Annotated in this window: 14 protein-coding genes; 1 reads left to right on the plus strand and 13 read right to left on the minus strand. The window is 40.1% G+C overall.

Annotated elements, in window-relative coordinates; genetic code table 11:
- Positions 1 to 100: 100 nt before the first annotated feature.
- From KSHG_RS11690 to gltB, 13 genes are all read right to left on the minus strand, one after another.
- Positions 101 to 1,216: an HD-GYP domain-containing protein gene (locus KSHG_RS11690; protein ID WP_010306607.1), complete on the minus strand. Its 1,116-nt coding sequence runs from the start codon at positions 1,214 to 1,216 to the stop codon at positions 101 to 103.
- 82 nt (positions 1,217 to 1,298) lie between these two features.
- Positions 1,299 to 2,648, minus strand: a complete 1,350-nt coding sequence (locus KSHG_RS11695; protein ID WP_010306610.1) for a bifunctional metallophosphatase/5'-nucleotidase — start codon at positions 2,646 to 2,648, stop codon at positions 1,299 to 1,301.
- Between the two features lie 14 nt (positions 2,649 to 2,662).
- Positions 2,663 to 3,484, minus strand: a complete 822-nt coding sequence (locus KSHG_RS11700; protein ID WP_010306618.1) for a sulfite exporter TauE/SafE family protein — start codon at positions 3,482 to 3,484, stop codon at positions 2,663 to 2,665.
- A gap of 2 nt (positions 3,485 to 3,486) precedes the next feature.
- The gene (locus KSHG_RS11705) at positions 3,487 to 4,347 is read right to left on the minus strand and encodes a DUF72 domain-containing protein (RefSeq protein WP_010306621.1); all 861 of its coding nucleotides are present in this window, start codon (positions 4,345 to 4,347) and stop codon (positions 3,487 to 3,489) included.
- A gap of 186 nt (positions 4,348 to 4,533) precedes the next feature.
- Positions 4,534 to 4,956 (minus strand): zinc ribbon domain-containing protein, encoded by a 423-nt coding sequence (locus KSHG_RS11710; RefSeq protein WP_010306625.1) that lies wholly within the window; start codon positions 4,954 to 4,956, stop codon positions 4,534 to 4,536.
- Positions 4,957 to 5,334, minus strand: coding sequence for a DUF2085 domain-containing protein (locus tag KSHG_RS11715; protein WP_010306629.1), 378 nt, complete (start codon positions 5,332 to 5,334; stop codon positions 4,957 to 4,959). It abuts the gene before it with no gap.
- 430 nt (positions 5,335 to 5,764) lie between these two features.
- Positions 5,765 to 7,162, minus strand: a complete 1,398-nt coding sequence (gene sufB / locus KSHG_RS11720) for a Fe-S cluster assembly protein SufB (protein ID WP_010306633.1) — start codon at positions 7,160 to 7,162, stop codon at positions 5,765 to 5,767.
- A 21-nt stretch (positions 7,163 to 7,183) separates the two neighbouring features.
- Positions 7,184 to 7,618 carry a Fe-S cluster assembly sulfur transfer protein SufU gene (gene sufU, locus KSHG_RS11725; protein WP_010306637.1) on the minus strand — a complete coding sequence of 145 codons (435 nt, stop codon included), beginning with the start codon at positions 7,616 to 7,618 and terminating at the stop codon, positions 7,184 to 7,186.
- Positions 7,611 to 8,837, minus strand: coding sequence for a cysteine desulfurase (locus KSHG_RS11730; RefSeq protein WP_010306641.1), 1,227 nt, complete (start codon positions 8,835 to 8,837; stop codon positions 7,611 to 7,613). The genes sufU and KSHG_RS11730 overlap by 8 nt, the downstream gene beginning before the upstream one ends.
- Positions 8,837 to 10,144: a Fe-S cluster assembly protein SufD gene (gene sufD, locus KSHG_RS11735; protein WP_010306648.1), complete on the minus strand. Its 1,308-nt coding sequence runs from the start codon at positions 10,142 to 10,144 to the stop codon at positions 8,837 to 8,839. The genes KSHG_RS11730 and sufD overlap by 1 nt, the downstream gene beginning before the upstream one ends.
- 19 nt (positions 10,145 to 10,163) lie before the next feature.
- Positions 10,164 to 10,946, minus strand: a complete 783-nt coding sequence (gene sufC / locus KSHG_RS11740) for a Fe-S cluster assembly ATPase SufC (protein ID WP_010306654.1) — start codon at positions 10,944 to 10,946, stop codon at positions 10,164 to 10,166.
- A 431-nt stretch (positions 10,947 to 11,377) separates the two neighbouring features.
- The gene (locus tag KSHG_RS11745) at positions 11,378 to 12,862 is read right to left on the minus strand and encodes a glutamate synthase subunit beta (RefSeq protein WP_010306659.1); all 1,485 of its coding nucleotides are present in this window, start codon (positions 12,860 to 12,862) and stop codon (positions 11,378 to 11,380) included.
- Positions 12,863 to 12,875: 13 nt separating this feature from the next.
- A complete protein-coding gene (gene gltB / locus KSHG_RS11750; protein WP_010306663.1) occupies positions 12,876 to 17,390 on the minus strand; it encodes a glutamate synthase large subunit in 4,515 nt (1,504 codons plus the stop codon).
- 106 nt (positions 17,391 to 17,496) lie between these two features.
- Here gltB and KSHG_RS11755 point away from each other — a divergent pair, with 106 nt between their 5' ends.
- Entirely contained in the window at positions 17,497 to 18,399 is a 903-nt protein-coding gene (locus KSHG_RS11755) for a LysR family transcriptional regulator (RefSeq protein ID WP_010306667.1), read from the plus strand.
- The last annotated feature ends 82 nt before the right edge of the window (positions 18,400 to 18,481 follow it).

An 18,481-nucleotide genomic window follows, 5' to 3' on the forward strand; every position in this document is an offset into this window, starting at 1 on the left:
ACAGTATATTAGGAAAAATTAGATATCATTTACAAAACATTTTTTTCTACTCCAATGAAAAAAATCGTGCTTTCGCACGATTTTCTAGTTCCATTATTTTTTATGTTGGAGATACGATTATATCTTGATGTAAATATTCAGAGTCTACTTTTACGATTTGTCGCGCACTATCAATTAATTTCACTTCATACGTTGCTTTCAGAAGGATTCCATCTTTTTCAAATACACGCACGTGGGGGCGCAACGTATTTCGTTGTTCTTGTTTCGAAACGATACCACGACTTCCATCATCTAATAAAACGACTGATCCGTTTGGATATGCCGCAATAACGCGTTTAAAGGCATCCACAACTGTTTTTTCATACAATGTGCCTGAACCTTGCTGTATAATGTCTAAACCTTCTGAGGGAAGCATTTTATTACGATACACACGCTTAGATGTCACCGCATCAAATACATCTGCTACCGCAATAATTTTAGCATATGGATGGATTTCAAAATCGACTAAACCACGTGGGTAGCCACTGCCATCCAAACGTTCATGATGTTGGAATGCACAATGTGCAGACAGTAATGAAATCGTATGTAAATTACGTAAAATATCAAAGCCAAATTGCGTATGTTTCTGCATCGTCGCATACTCTTCATCTGAAAGACGAGAAGGTTTTTGCAAAATTTCTTGAGGAATTAACATTTTCCCAATATCATGCAACATCGCACCTACTCCAATTTGACGCACTTCTTCTGCATTATAATGCATCTCGTGTGCAATCGAAATAGAGTAAATGGCAACTTGCAATGAATGTTGATAAATGTATTGATCATAAATAAATGCATCGCTAAGAACAGTCAACATGTCTTCATTGTTAAAAATACTATCCATTAATGAATTAATAATATTCGTAAAATCTTTTGAACTTTTCTCTAAGCAATACGTAATATCCGTCCCTTTAAATTTTTTCAGTTCTTTAAAGGACGTTTCAATATGCTTCACTGCTTGCGTTCGAATTTTAGGAGGAATCGAATCTTTCACTTCAATCCCTTTTGAAATCACATCGTCAATGTATACATATTGTATATTTAATTGCTGTAACCTTTGGATAATTCTAGGGGTTATTTTCATTCCTTCTTGTAACAAAGGCATCCCTGATTCATTCCAAATTGTTCGAGCTATGATCATTTCTTCTTGAAGTACATCCGTTGATATTAGCCTCATACTTTGTCCCCACTAACTTTTTTATCATACAAAATATTATATACTATTCTGCTTAATAAAAATATTATATTTTTTTAAAAATTCACTCAAAATATCGATGGCCATAAATTGTCAAAATATCTCTTAAAAATTGTGGCAACAAATATTTTTTCGGTAAATCTTTCAATTCAGGGAATATCCAACCAAATGTAAAGGAGTCTAAAGTTGCTACTGCAATGGTTTCTCCCTCTTCAAGACGACGATTGTTCACATAAATCTCATCTTCTCGTTCTTCAAATCCATACAGTAACATTTTCCCAATTACCTTTCCTCGGAAACCAAGTCCCTTCAGTTCGTATCTAGATAATTCTTCCTTTTCTTCAATATATAAAATAAGGGACTTTAGTTGTGATTGATTTAAATATAAAACACATGCATTAATTGGATGCGGCAACATTTTATGTACATCATTCGCTGTAATCGAACCTTTTTTCATCGGTGTTAAGAAAATTCCTGCATTAAAAAAGGCACAATCTGCTTGAGAAAAATCGAGTAATGCTTCTGCAAAAAAATCGGATAGTTTTGAATAATGATACCATTCTTTGTTATAATATTTAGTCGTCCTGAACACTTCAACGTCTAATAGTTGTTCTCCATAACGTTGCTGCGCTTCGACTTCTCTGTGCTCCCCGCGCTCTGCAGGTAAAGTAGCCGTTTCAATTAATTCTGTCTGTGTCGTACGCTCCTCGCCGAACGTAATGACCGAATGCCCAATATACGTGCCATACTTCCCGCCACCTGTTAAAAGCACATGTTGCACTTGTTTACCTCGTTCTAGCACATGATGCGTATGCGCACCAATAATGAGCGTCAATTCTGGCATCATTTCTGCTAATTGTTCATCTGACTGCAATCCTAAATGCGATAAGCAGACAATCGCATCGACCTTCCCCTTCAATCGCTCTACCGAATCAGCTAACGTTTGAAACGGATTTTGGATTTGCCACCCGAGATTATTATAAAAATCGGCAAACGGCGCTGTCGCTGCGACAATGCCTATTTTCTTTCCTGTTGATGACGTGTACACTTTTTCGTTTTGTACCCACTTCGGTTGTGTGCCATCCGCTTCTTTTAAATTGCTGACGATGACATCAAAATGTGCTTCGTCATACAAATGTTCAAGTGCACCTTTAGACAGTGTAATGCCTTCATTGTTACCGAGCGTTACAGCATCGTACGTTGCATCATTTAACAACGGAATGCTCGACTTTCCAAGCGTTGCTTCTGTAAAGACGTTTGAACGATCAATGAAGTCACCAAGGTCAAAAATAAAGCACGTTTCACCATGTACTTCATGGTACTGCCTTTGCCTTTGTAAAAATGCTCGCGTACGTGGCCATGAATCCAAATGACTGTGCACGTCATTCGTATGATAAATATGAATTTTTTCCAAATTGATTCATCTCCTTATAAAATACTCGATACGATCGAGCGTATCCCCATAACCAACAACATGATGCGCAAAAACAACACGATTGTTTTTGATGAAAAGCGTTTATTTAAATCCGCTCCAAGTTTCCCACCAATTAGTGCACCGATACTGACCGGTATAACGTATTGCCACGGAATATGTCCTAATGAAAAATGTGCATACGAATTGACGATGGACGTTAAAAACACGAGAAACATAGATGTCGGGACGGCAACATGCGCTGGGAATAAAAATAGTACGAGCATCATCGGTATAATCATCGAACCGCCGCCGATTCCGAACATTCCCGAAATAATGCCTACGCCAAACGTAGCAAGTATCGCAAACCAAATCGGGTATCCATATGTATACTGCTTTCCTTCTTTATCGGTAAATACGCGTTTATATCCATGATTCACAAACCATTGAACGGGCTTTAATCGATCTCGAACGAGTAATACAATCGCCAAAATAATCATTAAAATACCGAAATACAATTCGAATGCTTCTACGTTCAATTTTTTATTAATGTATGCACCGACTATCGTACCAGGGACGCTCCCCATAAAGAAAATGAAGCCCGAACGATAATCGACCGTCTTCGCCTTTATGTGACTTAGCGTAGAAGATAACCCCGTAAAAATCATCATAACGACTGATAACCCTACAATTTTCTGTGGTGTCAAATCATCGATATATCCGAGTGATATGCCGAAATACAAAAGGGCTGGAACGAGTATAATTCCCCCACCGAGTCCAACGAGTGCACCGACAACACCTGAAACGATTGCTAATACGGCAATGAATAAACCAATCATTTTTATTCCTCCTCAAACAAACCGAGTTGCTTCGGGGCTAAACCATCGTATGTAATATCTAATAATGTGAGTAGCTGCTTCGCATTTCTAGCTGCGTCATGCCCGGAATTATTGTTAAAGACGACGAACACATTTTGGCACGTTTGCTGTAGCTTACGAATATGCTGTGCCAATTCTTTTAATTCATCTACCGTGTAATCATATAAAAAACGAATCTTTCGCCATTCTTCTGAGTTTCGCCCATTGCTATTCCAAGCATGAACATTTCGCCCGTGTATACGAACGAACGCATTTCGCTCTGTCGCTACCGGCACGAGTGGTACTGAGCCATCACCTGCTTGTGGCTCATCACAAACTGTGTGAATCAATTGATGTTCTTTCAATAAATTGATCGTCCCATCAAAATATTTCTCGCTATACCACGACCGATTTCGAAATTCGATTGCGACAGGTAACCCTTCTAATTGTTGTCGAACGTAGCGTATATATTGTACGTTCGCAAACTGACAATCAAACCACGGTGGAAATTGCATTAAAACCGCCGCAAGTTTTCCCGCTCTTTGGAAAGGCTCTACCGCTTTTCGAAACGCGTCAAACATTTCTTTTTTCGTTTCAAAATAAGGGTTCTTCCCGCGCATATGCCCGGTCATCCCTTGATACCCTTTTATTATAAATTGAAAATGTGCAGGCGTTTCCGCAAGCCATTTTTGAACGCTTTTCATAGAAGGAATCGCATAAAATGACGTATCAATTTCAACGATTGGAAAATGCCCCGCATAGTCAAACAACTGACTTGTCGAAGAAGTCGCTGTACTATAAACGTCCGGATGATCACTCCAACCTGTTAAACCAACATAGATCATTTTCTCTCCTCCTCTCTTTATGTATCGTACCATATCTTCTAAATGAACTTCTTTATATTTACATGTTTTTCATATTAAAAAAACAACGTTTCTATTCTACTACTATTCCCGATTTTAAACGTTTTATTTCAAGAAAAAGAAAAATCTCGAACCGATCAATACGATTCGAGATGCATTGCTACTATTTTAAAAGAATTCCCATTCTTCTACAGCGCGACCTTGTTGTAATTTATTCGCAATTTTCACCGCGTCGACTGTCGCCACAATCATCAGAACAAATCCAGCAAGTCCAAACGTTACGATGCCTAAGAAAATGCTAATGATTAATAGCGTCAATCCTTTCTTCACTTGTCCCATAATCATTTGTCCAAGTCCTGGGATGAAAAATGACGCAATCCCCATCAAGAGAGGACTGTAAGAATAATTCGATGTAATCGTTTGTTTAGGTGCTTCTAGCGTTGTTCCACACTTCACACATAACGCTTGATTAGCTGTTACCGAACTCCCACATTCAGGACAATAGTTTTTGACCGTAAATGTTCGTACACCACATTTCGGACATATTTCTGCTTTAGAATCGATTGTTTCATTACAATTCATACAATGCATTTACATTCCTCCGTTCCAAATAAAAGGGCCTAGTTTTTGACCGAAGTGATACCCTTCATACCAAATAAAAAAGAAAACGTAAAAAATCCCGATTCCTCCTAAAATACCTGTCACAAACCTTCTCGGATTCGTACTCGACCAAAAGGTAAACAATTGACCGAATCCATCAATCGCCATCGGACATAGCAATAATAAAATAATCCACCAGTGCATCATACCTACAATCGCTAATACGATAAAAGAAAGAACATACCCAACGCCTAGTCCCGTACATCTTGCACAAATAGGAAAAGGCTTTCCTTTATGGTGAAAACAACGTTCTGGTATGCCGTGACATAAAAAAAACATCTTCATAATCCGTTCTGTTCGTTCTGTCATATACCGGCTCCTTTTATATACCTATCCTAATTATTATACCCTTTAACATTTAATTGTAACGACTACTATAGCGAACTTTTGTATACTATTTTCCATTGTATCAAAAAAACGAGACTCCTTTAAGAGTCTCGTCATTTTGTAGTTGATTGGTCCTTGTTTGTGACAAAGGAAGGTAAGCGTCCAGCAGACCCTATCCGGATTCATCGACTTGATTCTCGGGTCAAATCACTTCTTCCTACGTGGCTAGACGCCACTTGCCAGAATCTTTATTTGCCCTTCGAATCTGAACGAGTCGATTCATCACTTATTGGATATCCGGATTCAAACACCAGTGCTTCGGGTCGTTTCGTTCCTTCCGACGCGACGAAGAACGCCGCTTGTCAGGAACTATAAACGCCCGTCAGCACTAAACGGTGTTTTCATCACTTAATTAACCAATTGAACCTTCCATTTCAAATTTGATTAGGCGGTTCATTTCTACTGCATATTCCATTGGAAGTTCTTTAGTGAATGGCTCAATGAAGCCCATTACGATCATTTCTGTTGCTTCTTGCTCAGAAATACCGCGGCTCATTAAGTAGAATAATTGTTCTTCAGATACTTTAGAAACTTTTGCTTCGTGTTCTAAAGAAATTTGATCATTCATTACTTCGTTGTATGGAATTGTATCTGATGTAGATTCGTTATCCATGATTAACGTATCACATTCGACGTTTGCACGAGCGTTTGTCGCGTTTTTACCGAATTTCACTTGACCACGGTATGTTACGTTACCACCGTGTTTAGAAATTGATTTCGATACGATTGTTGAAGATGTGTTTGGTGCTAAGTGAATCATTTTCGCACCTGTATCTTGGTTTTGACCACGACCAGCGATTGCGATTGATAATGTCATACCACGAGCGCCTTCGCCTTTTAAAATACATGCAGGGTATTTCATCGTTAATTTAGAACCGATGTTACCATCAACCCATTCCATTGTACCGTGTGCATCAACCATTGTACGTTTTGTTACTAAGTTGTACACGTTGTTTGCCCAGTTTTGGATTGTTGTATAACGGCAATAAGCGTTTTTCTTAACGATGATTTCTACTACTGCTGAGTGAAGAGAACTTGTTGTATAAACAGGCGCTGTACAACCTTCAACGTAGTGTACTGAAGCGTCATCATCAACGATAATTAACGTACGTTCGAATTGACCCATGTTTTCAGAGTTAATACGGAAGTAAGCTTGTAATGGTGTATCTAATTGAACACCTTTTGGTACGTAGATAAATGAACCACCTGACCATACAGCAGAGTTAAGTGCTGAGAATTTGTTATCAGATGGAGGAATTACTTTACCGAAGTATTCTTTGAAAAGTTCTTCGTTTTCACGAAGTGCTGAGTCTGTATCTTTAAATACAACACCTAGTTTTTCAAGATCTTCTTTCATGTTGTGATATACAACTTCTGATTCATATTGTGCAGAAACACCTGCAAGGTATTTTTGTTCTGCTTCAGGAATACCTAATTTATCAAATGTTGCTTTGATTTCAGCAGGCACTTCATCCCAAGACTTTTCAGCACCTTCAGATGGTTTTACGTAGTACGTAATTTCATCGAAGTCTAAACCTGAAAGGTCTCCACCCCATTGAGGCATTGGTTTTGAATAGAAAATATCTAAAGATTTTAGACGGAAGTCTAACATCCATTGTGGTTCTTCTTTCATGCGAGAAATTTCTTTAACGATTTCAGGAGTAAGACCACGTTCCGTACGGAAAATCGATACGTCTTTATCGTGGAAACCATATTCGTACTCGCCGATTTCGGGCATATTTTTAGCCATTATTTCTCCTCCGTTCAAAGCTTATTTTTTAATTTGTTCGTTGATTCCTTTTTCCATTGCTTTCCAAGCCAATGTTGCACATTTAATACGTGCTGGGAATTGAGAAACACCTTGTAATGCTTCTACATCACCAAGGTCTAAATCTTCATCGTGTTCATGGCCTAACATCATTTCAGAGAAAACATGAGCAAGTTCAACAGCTTCTTCTACTGTTTTCCCTTTGATTGTTTGTGTCATCATTGAAGCAGATGACATTGAGATCGAGCAACCTTCACCTTCAAATTTTGCCTCTGTTACGATGTTATCATCCACTTGTAAAGTTAAGTGAATGCGGTCACCACAAGTAGGGTTATTCATATCTAATGCTACGTTTGAGCCTTCAAGAATCCCTTTGTTACGTGGTTTTTTATAATGATCCATAATTACTGAACGATATAGTTGATCTAAGTTAGACATTTCCGAAATACTCCTTCGCGAATCGCACCCCAGCAACTAGTTTGTCGATATCTTCTTTCGTGTTGTACACGTAGAAGCTTGCACGAGCTGTCGCTACGCATTTTAACCATTTCATTAATGGTTGTGCGCAGTGGTGACCAGCGCGAACGGCAATACCTTTGCTGTCTAGAACTGTCGCTAAATCATGTGGGTGAACGCCTTCAATGTTGAATGTAACCAGACCTGAGCGTTTTGTCGGATCTTTTGGTCCGTAAATTTCAAGCCCTTCAATTGTTGAAAGTTGCTCTAATGCATATGTTGATAACATTTGCTCATGCGCGATAATGTTATCCATACCAATTTCATTTAAGAAATCGATTGCTGCACCCAAGCCGATTGCGCCAGCTATAATTGGTGTACCTGCTTCAAATTTAGCTGGAAGATCAGCCCAAGTAGAATCTTGAAGACCTACGAAGTTAATCATTTCCCCACCGAATTCAGCTGGTTCCATTTTTTCTAAGTGCTCTTTTTTACCATATAATACACCAATGCCTGTTGGTCCGCACATTTTATGACCTGAGAATGCTAAGAAATCACAATCTAAATCTTGTACGTCTGTGTGGAAATGAGGAACACCTTGTGCACCATCAACAACCATTACAGCGCCATGTTTATGCGCGATTGCAGCAATCTCTTTCACTGGATTATGTGTACCTAAAACATTCGATGCAAAAGTGACAGATACGATTTTTGTTTTGTCAGTAATCGCTTTTTCAACGTCTGCAAGATCTAACGTACCATCTTCTTGCATATCGATGTATTTCAATGTTGCACCAGTAGCTTTCGCTAGTTGTTGCCATGGAATTAAGTTTGAATGATGTTCCATATATGTGATGACAATTTCATCACCTTCGGAAACATTAGCACGACCATAGCTTAATGCAACCATGTTTAAACCATTCGTTGTACCACGTGTGAAAATCACTTCTTCAGTAGATTTAGCATTAATAAACTGACGAACTTTTTCACGGGCGCCTTCATAAGCGTCTGTAGCACGATTACCGAGTGTATGCACACCACGGTGAACGTTAGAGTTGTCGAACTCATAATAGTTTTTAAGTGCTTCGATTACTTGCGTTGGTTTTTGTGAAGTAGCCGCGCTGTCTAAATAAACAAGTGGGTTACCGTTAATTTCTTGGTTTAAAATTGGAAAATAGCTACGAATGTCGTCTTTAATCATTATTTAACTTTCCTTTCGATAACCTCGATTAATTGTTTGCGTACACCTTCGATTGGAAGTTGAGAAACAACTGGTTCTAGGAAGCCATGAATAACTAAACGTTCTGCATTTGCACGAGAAATACCGCGACTCATTAAGTAGTAAAGTTGCATTTCATCAACACGACCTACTGAAGCTGCGTGTCCTGCAGTTACATCATCTTCATCGATTAGAAGAATTGGATTAGCATCGCCACGAGCGTCTGGAGAAAGCATTAATACACGTGATTCTTGTTGTGCATCTGCTTTTGTAGCGCCGTGTTCGATTTTGCCAATACCGTTAAAGATTGCACGAGAAGCGTCTTTCATTACTGCATGAGTTAAAATACTACCGATTGAAGCTTTCCCCCAGTTACGTACTTCTGTTGTGAAGTTTTGGTTTTGGTTACCGCGACCGATTACGACTGTTTTCGTATCAGCAACGGAACCATCTCCGCGTAAATGTGTAACGCTTTCTGTGATTGTGTCACCGTCATTCATTAAGCCTAATGCCCAATCAATTTCAGCATCACGTAACGTTTCACCGCGACGGTTTACGTAAGTTGTGAAGCCAGCATCTAATGTATCTACTGCACCGAAAGTAATTTTAGCGCCATCACGAGCGATCACTTCTGTTACGATATTTGCTTGACCTTTATTTGAAGCAACACCAGAGAAGTAATTTTCAACGTATGTTAATTTTGCATTTGTATCTGCAACGATTAATACGTGGTTGAATAATGATGTATTTTCATTATCAACGTAGAACACTGATTGAAGTGGTTCTTTTACTTCTACATCTTTCGGTACGTATACGAATACGCCACCGTTTAATAATGCTGCGTGTAATGCTGTTAATTTGTGTTCATCTACTTTTACAGCTTCGTCCATGAAGAATTTTTGAACTAATTCGCCATGTTCTTTAAGTGCTGTAAAAATATCTGTCATAATAACACCTTGTGCTTTTAACTCTTCAGAAACTTGAAGGAAAGCAGGTGTGTTATTACGTTGGATGTAAACGTTTTGTTGACCTTCAACGTCTACGATTTTTTTCACATCTTCAGGTAGCTCTGCTAATGAAGCATATGTGTCAGATTCAACTGTATGTTGACCTACTGTGAAGAAATCCCATTTAGTCACATTCGTTTTATCTGGTTGGATCATATTTAAAGTTTCAACTTCCGCAAGAGCACGTTCACGAAGCTCAGCAAACCAAGTTGGTTCACCTTTTGCTTCGGAGAAAGAGCGTACATCTTCGGCTGTGAAAGATAATTTTGTTTCGACCGTCATCTGTGCTCGTCCTCCTCTATTATGCTTCTTCTACTACTGCGTCAGTATCTTTGATGCCTAATTCTTCTTTAATCCAGTCATAGCCTTCTGCTTCTAAGCGTTGAGCTAATTCAGAACCACCAGATTTAACAACTTTACCTTGCATCATTACGTGAACGTGGTCAGGTGTGATGTAGTTAAGTAGACGTTGGTAGTGCGTGATCATTAAGCAACCGAAACCTTCGCCGCGCATTTCATTAATACCTTTTGATACAACTTTAAGTGCATCGATATCAAGACCTGAGTCAATTTCATCAAGTACTGCGAATTTTGGTTTGATCATCATTAATTGAAGAATTTCGTTACGTTTTTTCTCACCGCCAGAGAAACCTTCGTTTAAGTAACGTTGGCCCATTTCTTCTGGCATTTCTAAGAAGTCCATTGTTTTATCTAATTGTTTGATGAATTTCATGATTGAAATTTCATCGCCTTCTTCACGACGAGCGTTAATTGCTGAACGTAAGAAATCTGCGTTCGTAACACCAGCGATTTCAGATGGATATTGCATAGCAAGGAATAAACCGGCTTGAGCGCGTTCGTCTACTTCCATTTCCAATACGTTTTCACCATCAAGTAAAATTTCACCAGAAGTTACTTCATATTTAGGATGACCCATGATAGCTGAAGCTAAAGTTGATTTACCAGTACCATTTGGCCCCATGATTGCGTGCACTTCATTTGTATTTAGTGTTAAGTTAACACCTTTTAAAATCTCCTTGTCTTCGATTGAAACATGAAGATCTTTAATTTCTAAAGTTGACATTCTAATACCCTCCGTTTGCGTTTTTCGAATGGCAAAACCATTCTTAATTTAACATCATTCTAATCTTAACTTAATTAAAAACGGTTTGCAACCATTTGAATTTCATTCTCAAGTAGTTTCTTTAATCGTTGCTACGAAAAGATTTCCTATTATAAAGTCTTCTCTTTTCATCCCTCGCTCATATTTTATTCTCATTTTCAATAAGCAACTTCTAATTGAGAATAGATTTCAATAACATCTATTGATTTCCACTGTTTAAAGAGGTTTAAACCCTATTAAATCGGCTTTTCCAAACAAATCCCCATTACATCCGAATAAGAATGAGTCGTTATATTTCTTTAAAAATGAAAAGTTATCATTATTTTAATTTAAACTGAAACAGCAAAAAATGTGGAATCGAGAAATGACCCCACATTTTTTATTTCATTTTATTATTGTACAATTGCATGTTCTTTCGATAAAAAGTTCGCGACTTCTACTGCGACTTCTCTCCCTTCTTTAATAGCCCATACGATTAATGACGGCCCACGACGTGCATCCCCCGCTGCGTAAACACCTGGCACGTTCGTCGTATAATCGAATCGAGAAGCTTGAATACGATTGTTTGCCATCTTCACACCGAATTGTTGTGCTAATGGGGATTCAGCTCCTTGGAAACCAATAGCGATAAACACGTAATCGACCGGCCATACTTTTTCTGTTCCCGGCACTTCTTCAAAGTAAGCATACCCTTCATCGTTGACGATTTTATTCATTTGAATCGTATGCAGTTGTTTTACATTTCCTGCATCATCTGCCACGATTTTTTTCGTTTGAATGCAATATTCACGCGGATCTCCACCGAATTTCGCATCCGCTTCCGCATACGCATAATCCAGTTTGTAAACGTTTGGATCTGCTGGCCACGGTTGCTCTTGTTGACGAGTCGTTGGCAATGCGGGATGTTTCCCGAATTGATGCACGGTTTTACATTTTTGACGAAGCGCTGTCGCAACACAGTCTGCTCCCGTATCACCACCACCAATAACGATGACATTTTTCCCTTTTACATCGATTGCTTTTTGATCTTCAAAGTTCGAGTCTAAATAACTTTTCGTCACGTCATGTAAATACGTCATCGCTGGCACGACACCCGCTGATTCTGCACCGTCCATATGCAACTCACGTGCTTTCGTAGCCCCGATACAAAGAATGACCGCATCATACTGTTTACGAAGTGCATCTGCCGTCACATCTTTTCCGATTTCGGTATTCAATACGAATTGAATGCCTTCTTCTTGCAGCAACTGAATACGACGCTCGACGATTGATTTTTCAAGTTTCATATTCGGAATACCATACATTAGTAATCCACCGGCCCGGTCCGCACGCTCATACACCGTTACGTTATGACCTAGTTGATTTAATTCATCCGCAGCTGCTAAGCCCGCAGGACCTGAACCGATAATCGCAACACGTTTATTCGTACGTTTTTCTGGTATACGAGGCGTCACCCAGCCCATTTCAAACCCTTTATCGATAATAGAACGTTCGATACTTTTAATCGCAACAGATGGTTCATTAATACCGAGCGTACAAGAACCTTCACACGGTGCTGGACAAACACGACCTGTAAACTCTGGGAAGTTATTCGTCATGCGTAAACGCTCTAACGCTTCCTCCCATTTTCCGTGATAAACGAGGTCATTCCATTCTGGAATATAGTTATTGATCGGACAACCGGCAGCGGCTCCTCTAATTTCAATGCCCATATGACAAAATGGCGTCCCACAATCCATACAGCGAGCACCTTGCGTTTGTAAATCTTTATCTGTTAAACGCTCCGTGTATTCGCCCCAATTCTTAACGCGCTCTAGTGGTGCTTTTTCTTTTACTTTTTGTTTCGCATATTCCATAAACCCAGTTGGTTTTCCCATCTAGCTCACTCCTTTAAGATTTGGTTACGGGTTGTTTCTTTTTCGGTGAAGTTACAAGTGTAAAAGCCTCCATCGCCGCTTCCTGTTCAGATAATCCTTGTTTTTCAAACGCCTCAATGTTTTCTAACATCACTTTATAATCAGACGGAACGACTTTAATACAGCGTTCCATATAATGTGAAAAATTATTTAACATTCTTTTCGCTTTCGTACTATCCGTATAATGAATATGTTTCTCTAACAATTCTTTCACGAGTTCTATTTCTTTTTGCGTAAACGCTGTTGAAAATTCAATCATTTCCGTATTACAACGTTCTTTAAATGCATCTATATTCGTAGGCAGTACGTAAGCAATACCACCTGACATTCCTGCACCGAAGTTTTTGCCGACATCGCCTAAAATGATAACGTTCCCGCCTGTCATATATTCCAAGCCATGATCGCCAATTCCTTCGACGACGACGTTCGCACCACTATTACGTACAGCGAAACGTTCGCCTGCACGTCCGTTAATGAACGCTTCACCGCTCGTCGCTCCGTATAAACAAACGTTGCCAGCGATTACATTACTTTCTTCCTTCCCTTTAATCGGCGCACAAGCGATTAACTTACCGCCTGATAAGCCTTTACCGAAGTAATCATTCGCATCTCCGTCTACAGCCATCGTCATACCTTGGGGAATGAATGCTCCGAAGCTTTGACCTGCATGACCATTGAAGTGAAGTTTAATCGTGTCTTCCGGTAAACCAACACTTCCGTACTGACGAGAAATTTCACTACCGACAATCGTACCGACTGCACGGTCTGTATTTTTAATCGCAAACGTTAACTCAATTGGTGAAGCATGTTTCACTGCGAAATCAACGCGCGGTAAAATTTCACGTAAATCTAACGTTTCATCAAGTTTATGATTTTGCTCAATACCTTTTGTTCTCGGACCTTCTACTTGGTGCAACAGTTTCGACAAGTCTAATTGTCCCGCTTTCCAATGATTTTTCGCACGGTCACTCACTTCTAGTAAATCCGTACGACCGACTAATTGTTCAAACTCACGAATACCAAGTTGTGCCATATACTCACGTACTTCTTCCGCTACGAACATCATGAAATTCACGACGTGATCCGGCGTCCCCATAAACTTCGCACGAAGCTCTGGGTTTTGCGTCGCTACGCCGACCGGACACGTATCTAAATGACAAGCACGCATCATCACACAACCGAGTACGATTAAAGGTGCTGTCGCAAAGCCGAACTCTTCTGCGCCGAGTAAAGCTGCCATAATGACGTCTTTCCCTGTCATCAACTTCCCATCCGTTTCAAGCGTCACACGGTCACGAAGATTGTTTAACATAAGCGTTTGATGCGCTTCTGCTAACCCGAGTTCCCACGGTAAGCCTGTATGTTTAATACTCGTTTTCGGTGATGCACCCGTCCCTCCGTCATAACCACTTACGACGATGACGTCTGCCGCACCTTTCGCAACACCAGCAGCAATCGTACCAACACCTGCTTTCGCTACGAGCTTCACGGAAATACGTGCGTAACGATTCGCATTTTTCAAATCATAAATAAGCTCTGCCATATCTTCAATAGAATAAATATCATGATGTGGTGGTGGTGAAATTAATCCAACACCCGTAGTAGAACCACGAACTGTTGCGACCCAAGGATACACTTTATTCCCCGGAAGTTGACCCCCTTCACCTGGTTTCGCACCTTGTGCCATTTTAATTTGTAATTCATTAGCGTTTACTAAATAATGCGATTTAACACCGAAACGCCCTGAAGCAATTTGTTTAATTTGTGAGCGACGTAAATCACCATTGGCATCGCGTTCAAAGCGAGCTGGATCTTCTCCACCCTCACCTGAATTGGATTTACCGCCAATACGGTTCATCGCGATAGCAAGTGCTTCATGTGCTTCTTGAGAAATCGAACCGAATGACATCGCACCCGTTTTGAATCGTTTCACAATTGACGCTGCACTTTCTACTTCTTCAATCGGAATCGCCGTCGTCTGCTTAAACGTTAATAAATTACGTAAAAAGCCTAAGCGCTCTTCATTCGCCATTTCTGAAAATTGGTGGAAGAGTCCAAAATCATTTTTACGTGTTGCCCATTGCAACGTATGAATCGTCTTCGGATTAAACGCATGATGTTCGCCGTTCGCTCTCCACTGATATTCGCTACCCGGTGGCAATCCTTTATCCCCAGAAGCGATCGCTACTTCGTGACGGCGCATCGCTTCTTGCCCGATTGTGCGTAAACCGATTCCACCTAATTGCGACGCTGTACCTGTGAAATGGCGTTCGATTACGTCTTCACTAATACCGACCGCTTCAAAAATTTGAGCCCCGCGGTAACTTTGAATTGTAGAAATCCCCATTTTCGACATCACTTTCACGACACCTTGTGACGAAGCATAAACGTAACGTTTTAATGCTTCATCATATGAAATCGTTAAATGTTCATCTTCAATTGCTTTATAAATCGTCGCATAAACTAAATACGGATTAATCGCATCGACACCAAAACCAATCAATGCCGCATGATGATGTACTTCTCTCGCTTCAGCAGTTTCTACTATAATACTTACTTGTGTACGTTCTCCAACGCGAACAAGATGTTGATGTAGGCTACTCGCTGCAAGTAAGATTGGCAGCATCGGGCGACTTTCTGATACGTGACGGTCTGATAAGATGAGCAATTGCACCCCATGCGCAATCGCTTCATCTGCTTCATCGGCAATACGTTGTAAATCCGCTTCGACATCCTCTGTTAAATGTAAATCAATCACAATGGATTCAAACTGTGGTTGTCGCTTTAATTGTGCTAATTGGCTATTCGTTAAAATCGGAGACTCTAAAAAGATACGCTGACAGTTCGTCTCCGTCGGCGTTAAAATATCGCCTTCTTTTCCGAGCCACGTCATTGTCGACGTTACTAAATGTTCGCGAATCGAGTCGATTGGTGGGTTCGTCACTTGTGCAAATAGCTGTTTGAAATAATTAAATAGCGATTGCGGGCGATCCGATAATACTGCAAGTGGTGCATCGTTCCCCATTGAGCCGAGTGGGTCGGTTTTCCCTTGAATCATCGGCACGATGTATTTATGCACATCTTCATACGTATATCCGAAGATTTTTTGGTGAAGGAGTAATGCTTCTAATTTTTCTGGTCGTTCATCTGCAGACGTCACTTTCACTACGTGCTCTTGTAACCACTGTTCATAAGGCTTCGCTTTTGCCATGCTATCTTTCAATTGCTCATCAGCCACGATATGCCCTTCTTCTAAATCAATTAATAACATTTTCCCCGGACTCAAACGATCTTTATACACGACGTCCTCTTCTGCCACATCTACTACGCCAACTTCTGAAGAATAAATAATGTGGTCATCTTTCGTCACGTAGTAACGTGCTGGACGTAAGCCGTTTCGATCTAAAATCGCACCGATTTGACGACCGTTCGTAAAAGCGATCGACGTCGGTCCGTCCCAAGGCTCCATCATCGTACTATTGAACTCATAAAATGCTTTCTTTTCTTTTGAGATGTGTGGATTTTCTGTCCACGGTTCGGGAATCATCATCATTGCCGTTTCCGCTAATGAACGCCCAGCTAAGTGGAAAAATTCAAACGCATTATCGACCATCGCAGAATCAGAACCTGATGCGTTAATAATCGGTAATAACTTCGGTAAATCTTCACCAAATGCTTCGGATACAAATTTTTGTTCGCGTGCTTTCATCCAGTTCGCATTTCCTAATACAGTGTTAATTTCACCGTTATGAATAATGTAGCGGTTCGGATGTGCGCGTTCCCAGGATGGGAATGTATTCGTTGAATAACGTGAATGCACTAATGCAATCGCTGACGTAAAGCGCTCATCTTGTAGATCCACATAAAATTGCGCTACTTCTTCTGGTGATAATAGCCCTTTAAATACCATCGTAGACGTTGAAAAACTTGGACAATAAAACGTAAATCCTTGTTCTTGTACCCATTTTTCAACTCGTTTGCGAATCAAATACAATTTCCGTTCAAATGTAAGGGAATCTCCTGACGTTTTACTTGCTACGAATACTTGACGGACAATCGGAGCCGTTTCTTTTGCAACATCACTTAACTGTGTAGCATTCGTCGGTGCTGTTCGCCATCCGATGAGTTGCTGCCCTTCTTCCACGATGATTGCATTAAACTGTGCTTCAATTAACTGACGTTGTTCTTCGTTTTCTGTGAAAAAGAATTGACCGACACCATATTCGCCCTTAGGTGGTAATGTCCATTCCGTAACTTGGCGGAAAAAGGAATCCGGGATTTGAACCATCAGTCCAGCACCATCTCCGGTTTTCCCGTCACTACCACGTCCTGCACGGTGGTCTAATCGGCAAAGCATTTCTAAACCATTCACCACGATGTCATGTGATGGTTCATTTTTTAAACTCGCATAAAATCCGATTCCACACGCGTCGTGCTCGAAATTCGGATCGTATAGCCCCTCTTTTTCTTGAATATTTTGAAAAGTCATAAAAATCCCTCCCTCTTTATATATTTTAAATTCACAAATCAATACAAACAATATATACTTTATATAGAATCAATCTACAAAATAGATGAATTGGAGTTGACACATCGTGGAATTACGACAACTACGCTATTTCGTAGCTGTTGCTGAACGTGAGCACATTTCAGAAGCAGCCGAAAATTTACACGTTGCACAATCTGCCGTCAGTAGACAAATCGCAAATTTAGAAGCTGAACTCGGAACAGATTTATTTGAAAGAATTGGGCGCAACGTCAAATTAACGCCGATCGGACATGTCTTTTTAGAACATACCATCGTGGCGTTAAAAGCAATCGACTTTGCGAAAAAGCAAGTCGACGAATATTTAGATCCAGAACAAGGCACAATTAAAATCGGATTTCCTACGAGTTTAGCAAGCTTCTTATTGCCAACCGTCATCTCCGCTTTTAAAAAAGAACATCCGAACGTGTCTTTCCATTTACGCCAAGGCTCTTATCGCTTTTTAATTAATGCTGTGAAAAATCGCGAATTGAATCTTGCCTTCTTAGGTCCCGTTCCACAAAAAGATGAATTGATCGATACGAAAATTTTATTCACTGAAAATATTTCAGCACTCGTTCCAGAAAATCATCCACTCGCTGAGAAAAAAGAAATACAGCTTGGTGACTTACGGAATGAAGAATTCGTTTTATTCCCGGAAAAATACATTTTGAATAAAGTCGTCGTAGATGCTTGTAAGTCCGTCGGGTTCACGCCACAAGTATCTTCCGAAGGAGAAGACATGGATGCGCTCAAAGGTCTCGTCGCTGCAAGTATCGGCATTACGTTACTCCCTGAAAGTGCCTTCTACGATGCGACGCCACGACGTACAGTAAGGCTATCACTCATCGACCCTCCGTTCACACGGAATGTCGGTGTCATCTTCCCGAGTACACGGGAACTGGCACCATCAGAAGAAATCTTCCTTAACTTCGTGACGAACTTCTTCTCCCGCCTTACACAGTTCCGTTAATTTATGCTCCAAATTTTGAAAACTCGAAATTTTTTATTTTCAAAAAGCATATACAGACGAATTTATATGGTAGAAACACATA

The sequence above is a fragment of the Kurthia senegalensis genome, assembly GCF_000285595.1.
Classification (GTDB): Bacteria; Bacillota; Bacilli; order Bacillales_A; family Planococcaceae; genus Kurthia; species Kurthia senegalensis.

Coding starts and splice junctions, on each gene's coding strand:
- KSHG_RS11690 (WP_010306607.1), bottom strand. CDS start 1,216: ATGAGGCTAATATCAACGGATGTACTTCAAGAAGAAATGATCATAGCT.
- KSHG_RS11700 (WP_010306618.1), bottom strand. CDS start 3,484: ATGATTGGTTTATTCATTGCCGTATTAGCAATCGTTTCAGGTGTTGTC.
- KSHG_RS11705 (WP_010306621.1), bottom strand. CDS start 4,347: ATGATCTATGTTGGTTTAACAGGTTGGAGTGATCATCCGGACGTTTAT.
- KSHG_RS11710 (WP_010306625.1), bottom strand. CDS start 4,956: ATGCATTGTATGAATTGTAATGAAACAATCGATTCTAAAGCAGAAATA.
- KSHG_RS11715 (WP_010306629.1), bottom strand. CDS start 5,334: ATGACAGAACGAACAGAACGGATTATGAAGATGTTTTTTTTATGTCAC.
- sufB (WP_010306633.1), bottom strand. CDS start 7,162: ATGGCTAAAAATATGCCCGAAATCGGCGAGTACGAATATGGTTTCCAC.
- sufU (WP_010306637.1), bottom strand. CDS start 7,618: ATGTCTAACTTAGATCAACTATATCGTTCAGTAATTATGGATCATTAT.
- KSHG_RS11730 (WP_010306641.1), bottom strand. CDS start 8,837: ATGATTAAAGACGACATTCGTAGCTATTTTCCAATTTTAAACCAAGAA.
- sufD (WP_010306648.1), bottom strand. CDS start 10,144: ATGACGGTCGAAACAAAATTATCTTTCACAGCCGAAGATGTACGCTCT.
- sufC (WP_010306654.1), bottom strand. CDS start 10,946: ATGTCAACTTTAGAAATTAAAGATCTTCATGTTTCAATCGAAGACAAG.
- KSHG_RS11745 (WP_010306659.1), bottom strand. CDS start 12,862: ATGGGAAAACCAACTGGGTTTATGGAATATGCGAAACAAAAAGTAAAA.
- gltB (WP_010306663.1), bottom strand. CDS start 17,390: ATGACTTTTCAAAATATTCAAGAAAAAGAGGGGCTATACGATCCGAAT.